The organism is Geodermatophilus sp. SYSU D00766, assembly GCF_054049915.1.
The window spans coordinates 1-15,592 of record NZ_JBJGYI010000059.1; the positions used below are offsets into that span (position 1 = coordinate 1).

A 15,592-nucleotide genomic window follows, 5' to 3' on the forward strand; every position below is an offset into this window, starting at 1 on the left:
GGGGGAACTCCCTACTCGGGCTGGTCGCACGCACGCTGTGGACCGAGCCCGCCTGTCCACAACGTCGGGTACACGCCCGGCCAGCTCGGAGTAGGGCGACCCCGCAGGTCGCGCGCGATCGGACGGCGCGGCCGGAGACCCGGTCCATCGGCAGGCGTAGCTCGTTCTGCCCGATGCGACGAGCGACCGTCTCGAGCAGGTCGATGGCCAGCACGTCGCAGACCGCAGCAGGTAGAACGCGACGTCGGCCACCTCGTCCATCACACGATCGCGTCGGTCGCCCTCATCGATCAACGCCGACGACTTCTCCTCGGTGAGCCATTGCAGTTCGGTGATCACCTCACCCACCTCCCCGGCCAGGGCCATGGCCAGGTTCTTCAGTGTGTGGAACCGCCCCCACTGCCTCACCTCAGCGAACTCCCGGAGCCGGTCCTGCAGAGCGATCACGCTTCTTGTCCGCGGTCACCAGGCGTGCTTCCTACAGATGGAAGCACGAGCGGAGCAAGGAGGCGCACGGCCGCCGTTGCAGCACATCGAGGGGAGCCGGGTCGTATGCACGCGGACGTCCTTCCGTGGTCGACGGAGCGGCGATTCAGCACGGATGCGTACTCGCCGAGGGGGACGTGGACGTGCGACGTCGACTGCGTGGCTCTGCGTCGTCGGTGTACTTCGAGCACCACGAGCTACGCGGTCGACGACGCCACCCGCGCCGAGCTCGCCGAACTGGTGAACCGCTGAGCCGCTCGCCCGGGCTCATCGCCTGCGCCGCCCCGCTGCCGAGCGGGGTGGCGCAGGGACGTCACGCGCGGAGGACGGCAGACCTGCGGAAAATGTTTGTCCGGTGCCAGTCGAAGTAGTCGGCCGAGTGCCTCGTGTGAGCCGAGCACTGGTTGCCGCGCAGCGCCTCGAGCCGGTGCGCCATGGCGTCCGGAAGCCCGGCGAAGCTAGCCGCGACGACGGTTCCCGCTTCATCCACGCTCAGGTAGCCAGCCTCGTAGAGCGCATCGCAGCCGAACAGACAGGCCAGCATGGCGACGTTGGGGAGGTCCGCCTTCTCGGTGTCGCTGCAGAGGGAGCGGCGCTTGATGTGCGCGGCCACCAGGAACTCCACCCGGAACGTGCCGCCGCAAAGCGCACATTCGGCTGTCTCTCGGTCGCCGACGAGCACTCGCCTGAGGGCAGTCTGCTCCTTTCGGAACTTAACGGTCGTCGAGCCGTCAAGCGTGGCGAAGAACGGGTCTTGGCTCATCGGCTCGCCGTCGGATTCCAGGATCACCCGGGCCGGCGTTCGCGAGACCGACGTGTCCGGCAGGGTGGCCAGTACCGCCCCGACAAAGCCGCTGTGCAAACCGAGGTCGTTGACGTGGATGCGCACCCGGCCGCGCTGGAACAGTAAATCGAGTCCGGCCTGGACCTGCCGGATCGGGATGTGCCGGCCCTTCGGTGCTCCCGTTCCGGTCACCACAGGCCCGTCCGCGTTTAGGCCGACGATCTTGTCGGTGCCACCAGTGGTCGTGGGCAACGGAAGTCCCACTAGCGGTCGCAGCACATCGAGTGCATTGGGCGCCGGCGCATATCCGTCGACCGGGTCGACTGCTGTGGCTTGCAGCTGTGGCGGCGTGGTGGCAGCACCGGACCAGCGACCGAGCACGGCAGCACTGTCGGACGCTGAGAGGAGCGCGAGCCCGCGGACGACGGGATTGCGCCCGATGGGCTCGAGCAGCGCGTCGCTGGGGATATGGGCGTACTCAACGTCACGGAGCACCATGACGTGCTCCCAGGTCGCGGCGTCCTCGTCCTGCCCCCAGACCGCCTCCGCCAGTCGGCGATTGCGGAGCAGGTGCGCGATGCGGGCCCGGGCGATGAACGCCTTCTCCGCGTAGAAGAAGACCCAGTCACCGACTCTTCGCTCCTCGAGAGCGACGGCCTTCTCGTTTCTTGCCTGAGCCGTGGGGGTGGACCCCCACAGGCGGACGCGTCCGTCGGCTACCGCGGCGGCTTGCACCGCGTCCAGGTCGGGTCGGTCCAGATACGGAGCGCACTCAGCGGTAGTCAGGCCGCGACGAACGGAGTGCTCGAAATTCTCGGGTCCTTTAACCCCCACCGTTCCGCGTGGTTGGAGAAGAACTCGGTGCATGGGTCGTTGTTCCCCCGTACTCAAAGGAGCGATCCCGCCACCTTGCGCGGTTGGACCGCATGAACCGTATGCGCCGTTGTCAGGGAAGCCCAGCCAGCGGAGCCGTGAATGGAAGGCCATGCCCGTTCTTGATTTTCGTCCGCCCACATCTTCAGTCAGCACCTGGTAGCAGCGCGCTTCTCTAACGGCCTCCTCGCGCGTGGCTTACTAACGCGTGGAAGGACGGGTCCGGCGCCTACTCGAACGACACCTCGTAGGTGGCGTGGTGCTTCAGCGCGTGCGTGGTGTGCTTCAGGGAACTCGCGTCAACGGACAGGAAACCCGGCACCTTGAGTTGCGCCGCAGCCTTCACGTGTCGAGAGGACTCGCGGGACAGGTCGACCGTGTACTTGCGGGACCGGAGCTTGTTGCCAGTTGACCGCGCGCGTACAAGTTGCCCCATGAGGGGATCCGAGGTGAGTCGGGTCGCCTCGAGGAGCGCTCTGGCCTTCTCAATGTCTGCCGGGCCACCGACGTACCGGTCGTCCAAGGTCATCGTCGCGGCCAGTGCTTCCACAGTCCTCCTCTCGACGTGGCCCTTGCCTGTCACCGCAGGACGGCTTCCGGTGAGATCGACACGGGCCTCGCCCTTATCGCTCTGCGTCTCGAGGACTTTCAGGTGGACGCGTGTCGCGCCCAGCAGCTGGCAGAGTTCCGTGAAGATCAGGTGTTTCCGCTCCGCCGCGCGTTGGTGGGCCTCGTCGGCGGTCTCGTAGTCGTCCGGGTCGTAGGGCATCTGGACCAAAATGTTGCCGGGAAGCATTAGGCCCGCCCTGTCCAGCTTTGCGATCAGCGGGTCGTCCGGCTGTTCCTGCGCGGCCGCGTCCGGTACCAGCCACACGCCGGGGGTGCGCAGGAGGTCGGCGCCGTCGTCGTCATAGCTGCAGCGGTCCAGCCCCGCCTGGGTCAGGACGACGACCAGCCGTCGCGCGCTATCTCGTGGCGTGAGCATCTCTAGATCCTTCTACTGAGGCGCCGAGATTCGTGAAGCGAAAAGGCATCCTCGCCGTCCTGCGGCGACAAGACCTTGCAGGCGCATGCCGATGTCCGGGGGTGGTGCGATGAGCGCGACGCCGTGCTCGGCGACTCTCTGGCGGAGGACTGTGAGCCGGTCTTCGGCCTCCGCAGCCGATACCGAGCCGAGCAGCAATGTGGCCAGTACTCGCCGGCCGCTCGAGTCCTCGTAATCCGCTCGGGGTGCTTCCAGGACGACGTCGTAGGTGCCGTCGGGTCCAACGAGCACGCACACGGACGTGCCGTCGGACCAGGTGACTCGGCGCCCGTCCGCCGTGACGGATGACACCCTCCGGACCAGTTCTTGGCGCTCGGCATCCTCGTCGACGGCGAGGGTGCTGCCGTTGAGAAGGAAGAGAGCGGCGCCTTCGTCGGACGCCTGGACCCAGGCTCCCTCGAGGCTTGTCATGAGGGCCCAGCTTCCAGGGCAGTTAGGAGGCGAGAGGCGATGTCCGCACATCCGAGCTCGTCGGCCAGGGAGCCGGCAGTCAGTGTGCAGGTAGGGCCCATCTCCTCGACCGCGGCCCGAACTGCCGGAGCCGTGCGCGCGGCGTCTTCTCCGTCGCCCGCTCGCGTTGGTCCCTCCTGTGCACGGAACAGCTCGTGCTGGTCCATGTGAGTCACCACGAGAACGGTGCGGCACCCTTCCTTCAGCTCGTCTTGGCGCCGCCAATCGCGCAGCTGCCGGGTGTCTCGACGGACCCGAGTTACGTATGCCTCATCCGCCGCTTCTGCGTAATTGATCAGGTAAACGAGGACATCGGCGACCTTGGCCTTGTCGTGCCACGCGCGGATGGCGTCAGCCTCACCGCCCGGATCCCAGAGCTTGTCGATTGCGATCTTGAGCTTCAGATCACCGAAGTGGACCCTCGTGGTCGGCTCGACCCTCCGGGTCCCGCCCGTGGCTACGTACTCCTTCGGCACCACTCCGTGAGCCAGAAACTCCGAGAGTGTGGTCTTGCCGCTGAGGCGTGGCCCCATGATCAGGAACGACTTCTTGCTGGCTCCAGGCCACAGGGCGACGGCTGCTGCGGTGGCGCCGAGGACGCCGAAGGCGACGAGCGCAGCGACCGCGAGGAGGGGAACAGGCACCGTCGGAGGTTAAGGTCGCAAGCGGTGCTCATTTTGGACGTGCCGCAACTTCGTGCGACACGAGAGCATCCTGGTAGTTCTGAGGCGCCGGGTGCGTCAAGCGACCCCCGTGGAGCTCCTCCGAGTGATCAGCCCGCGAGGGACGAGGACGCGCCGAATCTCCTCAACCTACGATTCAAGTCCGGCCAGCGTTTGGATTTCTCGTCGGCCGCATTTCTCATCGGCCGGCGTTCAGTAGCTCGTCTACCGCCCGCTTGAGCGCTGCGGTCATGGTATGCCTGGGTAGCCGCGCGGCGACCGCTCGCTCGACGCTCGTGTAGTACCAGAGCAGCTCGTCGCGCGAGGCGTTGAACGTCTTCCAGAAGCCCGGCCCGTACCGGCGGACGTCGGCGGCGATGCAGAGCCCGTTGTGCGTCTTGTCGGCCGCGGTGACCACGAGCGCCTCGGCCGGCTTGCCGGGTAGGGCCTCGATGTAGGCGAGCTTGCGCTCGGCCCACGTCCCGCTGCGGTTGCCGTCGGCGTCCAGCCCGTCCGAGCACGCCCGCACGATGTCCGCGACGTCGTCGCCGAACCGCTCTCGGATGTCGGCGAGGACGGCGCCGCCGGTGCCCTTCGGCGCGTCCTCGACGGCGTCGTGCAGCAGCCCGGCGATCGCCTGGTCCTCGCTGCCGCCGTGCTCGAGCACGAGCGCGCTGACGCTCATCAGGTGCGTCAGGTAGGGCACCTGCGAGCCCTTGCGCAGCTGCGTGCGGTGGTGCTCCGACGCGTACGCCAGCGCCTCGTCGTAGCGGGTCGACAGCGGGCCGCTGCCCATCGTCTTGCGGTCCTCGAGCGTCGTCATCCGTCCCGTCCTCTCATCTCTGCAACCACCACCACGTACAACCGTCAGTGACCGCTTTGTCCTCCCTGGGTCACCCGGTCGTGTGGCGGCTCGGCCGGCAGGAATCGTCGCCCTCGGTCTCACACGTGGGGGATCGGCGGCCATCACCACACGAACCTCATCTCGGCCGCATCCGTCGCATGTGAGGGCGGTCGCGGTTCTCTCGTCGCAGCGGCGCCATTCCCGATGTCTCCCGGTCGGCGACCGGGTCGGTGAACTTCCGACAGCACCCGGGAGGCCGTGATCCGCCGGGGCGCCACACACATCCGAGTCAACAGTCACTCGATGAGGGCGGCCGTGGGCCGGCGCGGTCCGCTCAAAGTCGGTTGCTCCCTAGGCTGTCGCGGCTCTCGATCACTTCCCGGAGGACCTGTGCCGACGCTCCTGCACGCCCTGGCGACGCCCAAGGTCATCGTCCCGGTGGTGGTGGGGGCGGTAGCGGTGGGCACCGTCGCCGCGGTGGTCGCATCGAACGACTCCGTCCAGGCGACGGTCGTCGACGTCGTGGACGGAGACACCATCGACGTCCTCCACGACGGAGCCCAGCACCGAGTGCGATTGCTCAACATCGACACACCTGAGTCGGTCGACCCCGACCAGCCGGTCCAGTGTCTGGGGCCGGAGGCCGCCGAGTACCTCGAGGGGTGGCTCCCGCCGGGGACGTCCGTGCGGCTCGAGTACGACGTCGAGCGACTGGATGGATACGGCCGCGAGTTGGCCGGCGTCTTCCTCGGCGAGAGGCTCATCAACGCCGACATCGCGCGAGAGGGATTGGCGGTTCCCATCGCGGTCGGGGAGAACGTCCGCTTTCTCGACACGGTCCGCGCCGCTCATGCGGAGGCCCAGCAGGACGGGCGGGGGCTCTACGCCGAGGACATCGAGTGCACGCTGCCGGCTCAGGTGGCAGCTCTCGAGCAGGCGGTAGCGCCGGCGCCCATGTCGTCGACTGCCTCACCTGCCGACATCGCTGCGGCGGGGGAGGTCATCGAGGAGTCCCTGCTCGCCGCCGCCGCCCTCATCGATGTCCTCGACGCCGACCCCGCGGCCTTTCCTCTGCTGCCGTTCGATGCCGATGGGCTGGCCGGGCTGCGGGCGAGGACTGTGACCGCCCAGGCGAAGCTCACGTCCGCACGGGCCGCCAACGACGCAACCCTCGCGGAGGCAGAGGCACGGGTGGAAGCCGAGGCGCGTGCTGCGGAAGAGGCCCGCCGTGCTGCCGAGGAGGCGGCTCGGGTGGCGGCCGAGGAGGCAGCTCGACGGGCAGCTGAGGAGGCAGCCGCCCAGCAGGGGTCGACCTCGTCCTCCCGTCCCCCGTCGTCGGGTAGTAGCTCAGGGGGCTCGAGGTCGACCACGCCGCCGTCCGGCTCGGGGTCAGGCGGCGGTACTCCGGCGCCCGCACCGGATCCTGCGCCCGCACCTGCTCCTGCGCCCGCTCCTGAACCGGCACCCGCGCCCGCTCCGGCTCCGACAGGTGGGTCGGACGGCTACACCGGATGCCGGGCCTACGGGCCGAACGGGACGTCGATCGACGACCAGGGCCGGCGTTACACCAAGATCGACTGCGTGACCCGTCTACCCATCGGCTGACATCCGCGGGGTGCCATCACATGGCCAGCGGCAGCCCATGGAACACCTGCCCGCGGTGCCAGGTGACGTGGCGGCCAGCGGGGGTTGGCGTCCCCGGACGAGGTCGGAGCCGACGGCCGTGGAGGTCGTAGACGGCTCGGCCGTGCGGAGTGCGGGCCGAGAACCGCTGGGACACCACGAGCGTCAGGTCGTCGTCGAGACCGAGGACCCCGCGGTCGAACAGCTTGTGGTGCAGCGAGCAGAGCGCCAGGCCGTTGTCCAGCTCGTCCGGCCCGTCGACGGTGAACCACCGGATGTGCGCCGCCTCCAGGCCGACCGGCACGCCACCGACCTGACCGTCGAAGCCGCAGAAGGCGCACTGCCGGTCCCACGCCTCCAGCACCTGCGCCGGCCAGGAACCGCTCCGGCGCCGGCCGGTCGCGGGCGCGATCGTGCCGCTGCGCAGCAACTCCGGGTCCAGCCCGACGGCGACCAGCACGTCGGGGGCGACGGTGGCCGGGAAGTGAGCCTCGACCACACCGCGGGCGGCCTCATCGACCAGTCCCGGACGCAACCGCAGCGCTGCTTCCAGCGACGACTCGAGCCGCCCGGTCACCCCTGCGCGCAGGGGGCTCACGTTGTCCATGGGGACGTCGCGGTCGAGGGTCCAGACACCGTCGGACCGCAGGCGGGTGAAGGGGTAGGCAGCACTCTGCGCCTTCCCGGTCCTCGACGGCGGGCCGAACTCCTCGATGAGGTCCGCGAGCTCCCGCTCGGCGACGTCCCACGGCAGCTCGCTCGACCCGGTTGTCACGAGCCGGCTCAGCGCCAGGAGGACCAGCAGTGGCTTGTGCGGGGAGCGGCGGCCGTCCTGCTGGTGCTGGCGCAGCGTGGCCAGCCGGTCGAGGGTCTCCCGGTCGTGGACGTCGAGAGCTGCCATGGCTGCTGACTATCGCCGACCGGCGTCCACACACCCGGGTGAACTGCTGGCGAGTCGCTCAAGGCTGCTCGGCGGATCCCCGACGTCGAGGGGATGACCGCGCTCCTCGCTCAGACGTCCATGCCGGTCGGATCGACTGAGGTGGTCGGCGGCCTGCTAAGCCACCTCGCGGCGGAGCCGTGGCTCGGTGCGCTGGTGGGCCTGCTGCTCGTGCACGCCGTCGTTCGGAGGCTCCCCGGCCTCCTCCACGGGCGGAGCCGCCGCGACCCGCAGCGGTGCTTCCTGCGCGCCGACAAGCGACTGATCCTCCGGCGTGCGGGTCACCGCTGCGAGCACCACTCCTGGCTCGGCGGTCGGTGCCGGGCAACGGAGGACCTGCAGGCCGATCACGTGCACCCGCACAGCCGGGGCGGGTCGACCAGCGTCGCCAACGGGCAGGCCCTCTGTCCGCGGCACAACACGCGCAAGGCGGCGCGCGTGCCGTGGGACTGGGAGCTCGAGCGGCTCGCCCGGCGCCGGGAGGCCTACTTCCCGGCCGGCGTGTCGACCGCCGTCCTCCGTCACTGGCCTCCGGCTGTGGGTCCGCACACACTGCAGTGAGCGCCGGCCGCCTGCTCTGACCCGAACGAGCGACACGGGACTGCCTTTCGTCGGCCCTGCCCGGTACCAACACCGAGGACTTCGAGCTGATCGAGTTCCGTTTGGTGTCGGTACCGAGTGCGGCGCGTCCGTGGCAGGGGAGAGATGTTCCGGGAACCGCTGCGCCGCGATCCGCTCGTCGTCGGCTGGGCCGTCGTCATGCTGCTGGCCGCGTTCGTCGCCCTCACCAACAACAGCGAGTGGGGCGGCCACTTGGAAGCCGAGCGTGTCGCCGGCTTCCTCAAGGACCTCGCCGAGGCGTTCCTCTGGTCCTTCTTCCTCCTGCTGCTCCTCGCCTGGCTGCGCGCCAAGGGCTGGCGCTGGCTCGGCGACCCCGGCGGCCCCGTGCGCAAGCACGCCGGACCCGAGCGGCCGGCGTCCTCCCTGCCGTGGACCGACCGCTGGATCCGCGACTGGCGCGAGGAGGCCGCCCAGGGCCGCCAGGCCGACGGCGGCGAACCGCAGGTCGTGGCCTGTCGGCACGGCGTCCCCGCCGGTGCGGAGCCGGAGGGCCAGGTACCCGTGCTGCGGGCTCTCTCGGTCAGCCACACGATCGTCCGGCCGGGCTCGAGCGTCCTCGTCAGCTGGTGCTTCGAGCACGCGCGCGACGTCCTCGTCGACGGCCACGGCGGCCATCCGCCGTGCGGAGAGGCGCTGGTCCGCATCGACGCCAGCCGGCGCGTCGAGGTCACCGGCCGCAACCGCTGGACGACGACCCCCGCGGCCACCCCCGTCGTCGCGGCGGTGGAGGCCCCTCAGCTGGACCTGCCGACCGTCACCGCACCGCCCCCGGTGTCACTGCACGCCGACGTCGCCGCCACCGTCGGCACGCCCTCGCCCCTCACCCAGCGGCTCGACGCCTTCTGGGCCACCCAGGACGCCCTCCGCCCGCAGGTCGAGGTGACGCCGCGCTTCGTCGGCGTGCCCGGATCGCTCGTCGACAGCCTGCGCCGCGCGGGGAGGAAGGACGCACAGTGAGCACCGGGACGACCGGCCGGTTCAGTCGAGCTGCCATCGCCGAGCACCTGCTGACGGTCGCCGGCGCCAACCGCGACGTGCTGCGCGAGGCACCGAAGGAGCGCGGCAAGCAGATCGCGATGGGCGCCGTGCTGCTCTCCACCGCCGGCCTCGCCGCCGTGTCGGCCAGCTACGCCCTCCACCTGGCCCTGCACCTGTGGCTCCCCGTGGCCGTAGTCGGCGGCGCGGTGTGGGGCCTGGTCATCCTCAACCTCGACCGCTGGCTCGTGGTCTCCACGCCGCGGCTGACGAGCAAGGCCGGCACCCTCGCCATGGCTCTGCCGCGCGTGCTGCTCGCCGTCCTCATCGGCGCGGTCGTCTCGACGCCGCTCACGCTCGCCGTGTTCAGTGCCGAGATCGGGACCGAGGTGAAGGTGATGGCCGCCGAGGAGGAGGACGCCTTCACGCGGCAGCTGGCCGAGGACAGCCGCTACGCCGAACTGCCGGAGCTACGGCAACAGATCGCCGCGCTGAAGGCGGACCTGTCGGACGGCGTCACGCAGGCCGATGTCGACGAGGACCCTGCAGTCATGGACCTCCAGGCTCGCCTCGACGACGTCGATGCGCGGTACAACGCCGCGGAGCAGGCCTTCAACCAGGAGATCGACGGCACTGGTGGCACCGGTCAGCGCGGCTTCGGCCCGGCCACCGACGCCCGGCGCGCCGACCGAGACCGGCTCCGTGCCGAGCGGGACCAGCTCGCCCAGGAGCTCGAGGTCCTCAAGGCGGAGACGTACGGACAACTCCTTGCCGAGGAGGCGCAGAACTCCGTCGACCAGGAGACCGAGCTCGCCCGGCTGGAGGCTCTCGTCGCGGGCACCGAGGAGCGTCGTACCGCCGAGATCACCGCGCACGACGAAGCGATCGGCAACAGCGACGGCATCCTCGCCCGACTGACGGCACTCGGACGCCTCGGTGAGAAGGACCCGACGCTGGCCACGGCGCACTGGCTGCTGTTCGCCTTCCTGACGGCACTCGAGTGCATGCCGATCCTGTTCAAGACGATGCTCGCCCTCGCCCCGCCGTCCCTGTACGAGCGGCTCCTGGCGCTCGGCGACGAGAAGGTCGAGGAGCGGGTCCGGCTGCGGATGCAGACCGAGTACGAGGAGGCCGAGGTGCTGGCCAGGTCAGCGCTGGCGGCCGCCGAGGCGAGAGCGGCGCGCACGCTGGAGGCCGAGTCGAGGGCCACCGGCATGGTGCTGGAGGCGCAGCTCGACGTGACCCGCGAGGGCGTCGAGCGCTGGCGGGACGAGCAGCTGATGCAGGCCGTCCCGCACCCACGGCCGCGCCTCGAGAAGCAGCCCCTGTAGGCGGTCACAGCCACGCCTCGATCTCGTCCAGCTGCTCGTGGGTGAGGCCGACGTAGAGGTCCGGGGCGACCACCAGAACGTGCGGGTTCGCGGCCAGCCAGTCGCCGGTGTCGTCGGCCTGCGCGGCGAGGTCGTCGTCGATCCACACGATCCGCCGATCGGGCTCCGACAGGGCCACCTCGCGGGCGACGGCCAGCTTCCACCAGCCCGACGTCCCGCCGAACACCCCGAGGAACCCGGTCGGCGCGGCGTCGGCGCGGGCGTGGGTGCGCAACCCCCGCGGCAGGCCCATCGGCTCGGCCAGCAGCCGGTCGGCGTCGGTGGTCCAGGTGGTCAGCCACTGGATCTCCACCCGGCCCGACTCGTGCAGCTCCCGCAGCCGCGCCGTCACCGTCGGGTCCCACGACAGCACGAACCCGTTGAACGTGCCCCGCCGCCAGCCCTCGGGCAGCTCCCGGCGGGGCGTGTTGAGCACGCCGTCGACGTCCAGCAGCAGGATCGGACGGTCGCCGGTCGGGCCCATGCCCGATCCTGCATCCGCGGTGGCGTGCGGTCGAGCGGTGACGTCTGCGGCGCGACCAGGGACCTTCGCGCCTGGTGACGTCCGGCAGCCCCTCCTACGTTCCGGCGCATGTGTGGGAGCACCACGTGAGCGCCCCGCTGATCGTCGCGGTCGACGACGACCGCGCCCTGCTGCGCGACGTCGAGCGGGAGCTGCGCAACCGGTACCAGAGCGACTACCGCGTCTGCTGCCTGGACTCGCCGCGCGAGGCGCTCGGCACGCTGGAGGAGCTCGCGGCCGCCGGGGAGCAGGTCGCCCTGGTCCTCGCCGGCGAGCAGCTGGCGGGCGCACCCGGGACCGACCTGCTGGCGCAGGTGCGCAACGTCTTCCCGCACGCCCAGCGCGTCCTGCTCATCGGGTGGGGCCGGCTCGGGGACGCGCGCACCGGCGACGCCATCTTCGAGGCGATCTCCGCGGGCCGCATGGACCACTACGCCCTCCGGCCCGCGCTGCCACCGGACGAGCAGTTCCACCAGGCGATCTCGACCTTCCTGCTGCGGTGGGCCGACACGCAGCGCCGGACCCCGTACACGATCGACGTCATCGGGGAGACCTGGTCGGGCCGGGCGTACGAGATGCGCGCGGTCCTCGAGCGCTGCGCCATCCCCCACCGGTTCCTGCTGGCCGGCTCCGACGAGGGGCGGGCCGTGCTCGCGGGGGCGGGTGCGCGGCGGTTCCCGCTCATGGTCATGCCCAACGGGAGGATCCTCGAGGACCCGAGCGACGTGGACATCGCGCGGGAGTCGGGCACCGCGGTCACCCCCGACCGCACGCGGTACGACCTCGTGATCGTCGGCGGCGGGCCCGCCGGCCTGTCCGCGGCCACCTACGGCGCCTCCGAGGGGCTGCGCACGCTGCTCGTCGACTCCGGCGGCCTCGGCGGGCAGGCCACCTCGAGCTCGGCGATCCGCAACTACCTCGGCTTCCCGCGCGGCATCAGCGGCGCCGACCTCGCCCGCCGGGCCTACCAGCAGGCGTGGGTCTTCGGTGCCCGCTTCGCGTTCATGCAGCGCGCCACCCACCTGGAGGCGGAGCACGACGGCGTCGTCGTCAGGCTGAACACCGGCGGGGTCGTGGTCGCCCGCGCGGTGGTCCTCTCGACAGGTGCGGCCTATCGCCGGCTCGGCGTCGAGCCCCTCGAGGCGCTGCGCGGGGCCGGGGTCTACTACGGCGCCGCCGCTTCGGAGGCGCCGCGCGTCGCGGGCAAGGACGTCTACATCGTCGGTGGCGCGAACTCCGCGGGACAGGCCGCCGTCCACCTGGCCCGCTACGCCCGGTGCGTGACGCTCGTGGTGCGTGCGGCCTCGCTCGCCGCCGGGATGTCGCACTACCTGGTCCGCCAGGTCGAGGAGACCCCGAACATCGACGTCCGGACCAGCACCGAGGTCGTCGACGGCGGGGGAGACGGAGCGCTGGAGCGCCTGGTGCTGCGCGACCGGAGGGACGGTGCGGAGCGCACGGTCGGCGCCGCCGCCCTCTTCCTGATGATCGGTGCCCATCCGCACACGGGGTGGCTGCCGCCGACGGTCGAGCAGGACGACGACGGCTTCGTCCTGACCGGCAGGGACCTCAGCGACGACGCGGTCCGGGCCTTCGGGCGCCGTCCGCTCGCTCTGGAGACCAGCATGCCGGGCGTCCTCGCCGCCGGGGACGTGCGGCACGGGTCGGTGAAGCGCGTGGCCTCCGCCGTCGGCGAGGGCTCGATCGCCATCCAGCAGGTCCACCAGCTGCTCGCGCGGGACCGGCCGTCTCCGGCGGTGGCGGCGCCTCTCAGCTGATCAGGACGGCCAGGTCCTGGTACTCCCGCCCGTCCAGGCACGCGACGCCGGCTGCCAGCGCGCTGCCGTCGGCGGCCAGCGCGACCGGCGCGGGGATCCCGTCGTCGCACAGCGGCACCTCTGCCACCGTCTGCCCGGTGGCGAGGTCCACGGTCGACAGGGTCACCCCGTCCTCAGGCGAGCCGTGCTGCAGGTACGCGTGCTCCTCGCCGGGCCCGACCACCAGGTCGATCCCCGGGCCGGGCAGCGGGGTCGAGTCCGCGACAGCGCCGTCCCGCACGGTCACCAGCTGCGCCGTCCCGGTCTCCCGGTCGCCGGCGAGCACCGAGACGAGCACGGCCCCGTCGGACAGCACCTGCAGCGCGTAGCCGGTGCTGTCCTGCTGCTCGACCAGCTCCACCGGCGCGCCGACCGGCCGCAGGTCCGCGTCGTACGAGGCCAGCACGACGCCGTCCACGGTGCCCTCGGTGTCGCGGTCGACGCTCACCAGCGCCGTCAGCCCGCCGTCCGGGCGCAGCGCGACGTCCCGCACCACCGCCTGCCCCGGCGTCTCCACTGGCAGCTCCCCGGACGAGCGGACCTCCCCGGTGGCGACGTCGACCGTCGCCAGCCGGTTGACCGTGTCCCCGTGGACGTACCACTGCAGGCTCGCGTGCAGCGTCGCGCCGTCGGGGGAGAGGACGCCGCTGCCGGAGTCGGGTGTGCCCAGGGCGGCGTCGGCCGCGACGCGCACCACCTCCGGCCGGTCGGCGCCTGGCGCGAGCACCGCCAGGGCGAGGTCCTGCTCCCGGCCACCGTCACCGCTGCCGGCGTCGCCGCGCTCGGGCAGCACGGGGGCCAGCGCCACCACCGTGCCGTCGGGCGCCACGTGCACCTCGCCGAGGTCGGCGAACGGAGCGCCCTGGACGGTGCGGCCCACGGTCAGGCCGTCGTCCCCGGGGACCAGCTCGACGAGCACGCTGCGGGGTGGGGCGCCCACGTCACCGGTCAGCAGGGCGACGAAGCCGCCGTCGGGCGTCGCGGCGATGTCGGTGAGTCGCACGTCGCGCTCCACCTGGGCGTCGACCTGCACCCGCCCCACCTCGTCGGTGAGCGGTCCGGCGTCGGGCGGCGCGGCCGGACCGGCGACGGCGGACGAGCAGCCGGCCAGGAGGACGGCGGAACCGAGCAGGGCGGCGCGGAGCCGGGACGGGTGCATGGGGCGGAGCTCCTGAAGTGCGGGGATCGACGGGTGCACCGTGCGCGGCCGCGCTTGCGAGGCCCTTGTGGATCACCTCGCGGCTCCGGTCCGTGCGCAGCAGACCCAGCCGCCCCGCCGCTCCCGCTCCCGCGCCGCAGACGGTGGTGAGCGCCGACCCGGTGCGGCACCATGCCCGCCGGTTCCGGACCGGCCGACCCCGGTCCTCCCGCTCCCAGAGAGGTCCCCGTGATCCGCTACTTCGGCTTCTCCGTCTTCCTGACGGCGGCCGCCCTCGTCACCGCCGTGCTCTTCGGCGGGCCGGCCGCACTCCTCGCCGTCGCCGTCCTCGGCGTCCTCGAGGTGTGCCTGTCCTTTGACAACGCCGTGGTCAACGCCAAGGTGCTGCGGAACATGAGCCCGCTGTGGCGCAAGCTGTTCCTCTACGTCGGCATCTTCATCGCCGTGTTCGGCATGCGGCTGCTGCTGCCGATCGTGCTGGTCGCGGTGACCGCGCAGCTGTCCATCCCCGAGGTGTGGGACCTGGCGCTCACCGACCAGGAGGCCTACGCGCGCAACGTCGAGGCCTCCGCCGAGGCGATCTACACCTTCGGCGGGATCTTCCTGCTGATGATCTTCCTGAACTTCGCGTTCGACGAGGAGCGGGAGATCCACTGGCTGGCCTGGCTGGAGCGGCCGCTCGCGAAGGCCGGCAAGCTGCCCTACCTCGCCATCGTCATCGCGCTCGCCGTGATCTACACCGGCTCGCAGATCGCCGACGACGACAAGTACTCCACCGTCCTGCTCTCCGGGCTGGCCGGGCTGTTCACCTACCTGCTCATCGGCGGGCTCAACGAGCTCATGGAGTCCGACGACGAGGACGGCGAGGCGACGCCGTCGGCCACCGGCACCGCCACGAAGGCCGTCGCCGGCGCGGGTGCCGCGGCATTCCTCTACCTGGAGGTGCTCGACGCGTCGTTCAGCTTCGACGGCGTGATCGGCGCGTTCGCCATCAGCAGCGACATCCTGATCATCGCCCTCGGGCTCGGGATCGGTGCCTTCTGGGTGCGGTCGCTGACCATCTACATGGTCGACAAGGGCACGCTGGAGCAGTACCGCTTCCTCGAGCACGGCGCGATGTGGGCGATCGGCGTGCTGGCCGCGATCATGATCCTCGAGCTGCGCTGGCACATCAGCGAGTACGTCACCGGGCTGACCGGCCTGCTGTTCATCGTCGCGGCGGTCGTCGCCAGCGTCGTCGCCCAGCGGCGCGAGGACGCCGGGCTCCCCGCGGCACCCGACGAGGACCCGCAGCCCGAGCGGGAGACCGTCTCGGTCTGACGCCCTGCCCGGGGGGGGGGGGGGGGGGGGGGGGGGGGGGGGGGGGGGGGGGGGGGGGGGGGGGGGGGGGGGGGGGGGGGGGGGGGGGGGGGGGGGGGGG

15 protein-coding genes are annotated in these 15,592 nt (G+C 71.3%); 6 read left to right on the forward strand and 9 right to left on the reverse strand.

The features are described 5' to 3' along the window. From ACI8AD_RS23710 to ACI8AD_RS23735, 6 genes are all read right to left on the reverse strand, one after another. A partial coding sequence (locus ACI8AD_RS23710) for a nucleotide pyrophosphohydrolase (protein WP_456872987.1) occupies positions 1-447 on the reverse strand: 447 nt, incomplete at its 3' end. Positions 448-799: 352 nt separating this feature from the next. Continuing rightward, on the reverse strand, positions 800-2,005 hold the full coding sequence (locus ACI8AD_RS23715; RefSeq protein ID WP_456872988.1) for a hypothetical protein: 1,206 nt from the start codon (positions 2,003-2,005) through the stop codon (positions 800-802). 367 nt (positions 2,006-2,372) lie between these two features. Beyond that, entirely contained in the window at positions 2,373-3,128 is a 756-nt protein-coding gene (locus tag ACI8AD_RS23720; RefSeq protein WP_456872989.1) for a hypothetical protein, read from the reverse strand. A 12-nt stretch (positions 3,129-3,140) separates the two neighbouring features. After that, positions 3,141-3,599 (reverse strand): hypothetical protein, encoded by a 459-nt coding sequence (locus ACI8AD_RS23725; RefSeq protein ID WP_456872990.1) that lies wholly within the window; start codon positions 3,597-3,599, stop codon positions 3,141-3,143. Further along, positions 3,596-4,282: a GTPase domain-containing protein gene (locus tag ACI8AD_RS23730; protein WP_456872991.1), complete on the reverse strand. Its 687-nt coding sequence runs from the start codon at positions 4,280-4,282 to the stop codon at positions 3,596-3,598. Before ACI8AD_RS23730 ends, ACI8AD_RS23725 begins: the two co-directional genes overlap by 4 nt. 217 nt (positions 4,283-4,499) lie before the next feature. Next, positions 4,500-5,123 carry an HD domain-containing protein gene (locus ACI8AD_RS23735; RefSeq protein WP_456872992.1) on the reverse strand — a complete coding sequence of 208 codons (624 nt, stop codon included), beginning with the start codon at positions 5,121-5,123 and terminating at the stop codon, positions 4,500-4,502. A 411-nt stretch (positions 5,124-5,534) separates the two neighbouring features. On the opposite strand from ACI8AD_RS23735, the gene ACI8AD_RS23740 reads away from it, so the two are divergent. Further along, positions 5,535-6,749 carry a thermonuclease family protein gene (locus ACI8AD_RS23740; protein WP_456872993.1) on the forward strand — a complete coding sequence of 405 codons (1,215 nt, stop codon included), beginning with the start codon at positions 5,535-5,537 and terminating at the stop codon, positions 6,747-6,749. Positions 6,750-6,765: 16 nt separating this feature from the next. Here the strand turns inward: ACI8AD_RS23740 and ACI8AD_RS23745 are convergent, their stop codons facing one another. Then, positions 6,766-7,668: a phosphorothioated DNA-binding restriction endonuclease gene (locus tag ACI8AD_RS23745; protein ID WP_456872994.1), complete on the reverse strand. Its 903-nt coding sequence runs from the start codon at positions 7,666-7,668 to the stop codon at positions 6,766-6,768. A 93-nt stretch (positions 7,669-7,761) separates the two neighbouring features. Between ACI8AD_RS23745 and ACI8AD_RS23750 the strand changes: the two genes are divergently transcribed. The 3 genes from ACI8AD_RS23750 (at position 7,762) to ACI8AD_RS23760 (ending at position 10,634) form a co-directional block, all read left to right on the forward strand. After that, positions 7,762-8,268 carry an HNH endonuclease gene (locus ACI8AD_RS23750; RefSeq protein ID WP_456872995.1) on the forward strand — a complete coding sequence of 169 codons (507 nt, stop codon included), beginning with the start codon at positions 7,762-7,764 and terminating at the stop codon, positions 8,266-8,268. Between the two features lie 144 nt (positions 8,269-8,412). Further along, positions 8,413-9,285: a hypothetical protein gene (locus tag ACI8AD_RS23755; RefSeq protein WP_456872996.1), complete on the forward strand. Its 873-nt coding sequence runs from the start codon at positions 8,413-8,415 to the stop codon at positions 9,283-9,285. After that, positions 9,282-10,634, forward strand: a complete 1,353-nt coding sequence (locus tag ACI8AD_RS23760; protein ID WP_456872997.1) for a DUF4407 domain-containing protein — start codon at positions 9,282-9,284, stop codon at positions 10,632-10,634. The genes ACI8AD_RS23755 and ACI8AD_RS23760 overlap by 4 nt, the downstream gene beginning before the upstream one ends. Positions 10,635-10,638: 4 nt before the next feature. Here the strand turns inward: ACI8AD_RS23760 and ACI8AD_RS23765 are convergent, their stop codons facing one another. Further along, positions 10,639-11,157 (reverse strand): HAD domain-containing protein, encoded by a 519-nt coding sequence (locus ACI8AD_RS23765; RefSeq protein ID WP_456872998.1) that lies wholly within the window; start codon positions 11,155-11,157, stop codon positions 10,639-10,641. A 125-nt stretch (positions 11,158-11,282) separates the two neighbouring features. Here ACI8AD_RS23765 and ACI8AD_RS23770 point away from each other — a divergent pair, with 125 nt between their 5' ends. Then, a complete protein-coding gene (locus ACI8AD_RS23770) occupies positions 11,283-12,974 on the forward strand; it encodes an FAD-dependent oxidoreductase (RefSeq protein ID WP_456872999.1) in 1,692 nt (563 codons plus the stop codon). Here ACI8AD_RS23770 and ACI8AD_RS23775 read toward each other — a convergent pair. Beyond that, a complete protein-coding gene (locus ACI8AD_RS23775) occupies positions 12,967-14,172 on the reverse strand; it encodes a hypothetical protein (protein ID WP_456873000.1) in 1,206 nt (401 codons plus the stop codon). The genes ACI8AD_RS23770 and ACI8AD_RS23775 overlap by 8 nt on opposite strands. Before the next feature lie 228 nt (positions 14,173-14,400). Between ACI8AD_RS23775 and ACI8AD_RS23780 the strand changes: the two genes are divergently transcribed. Next, positions 14,401-15,492 carry a DUF475 domain-containing protein gene (locus ACI8AD_RS23780; protein ID WP_456873001.1) on the forward strand — a complete coding sequence of 364 codons (1,092 nt, stop codon included), beginning with the start codon at positions 14,401-14,403 and terminating at the stop codon, positions 15,490-15,492. Positions 15,493-15,592: the final 100 nt, after the last annotated feature.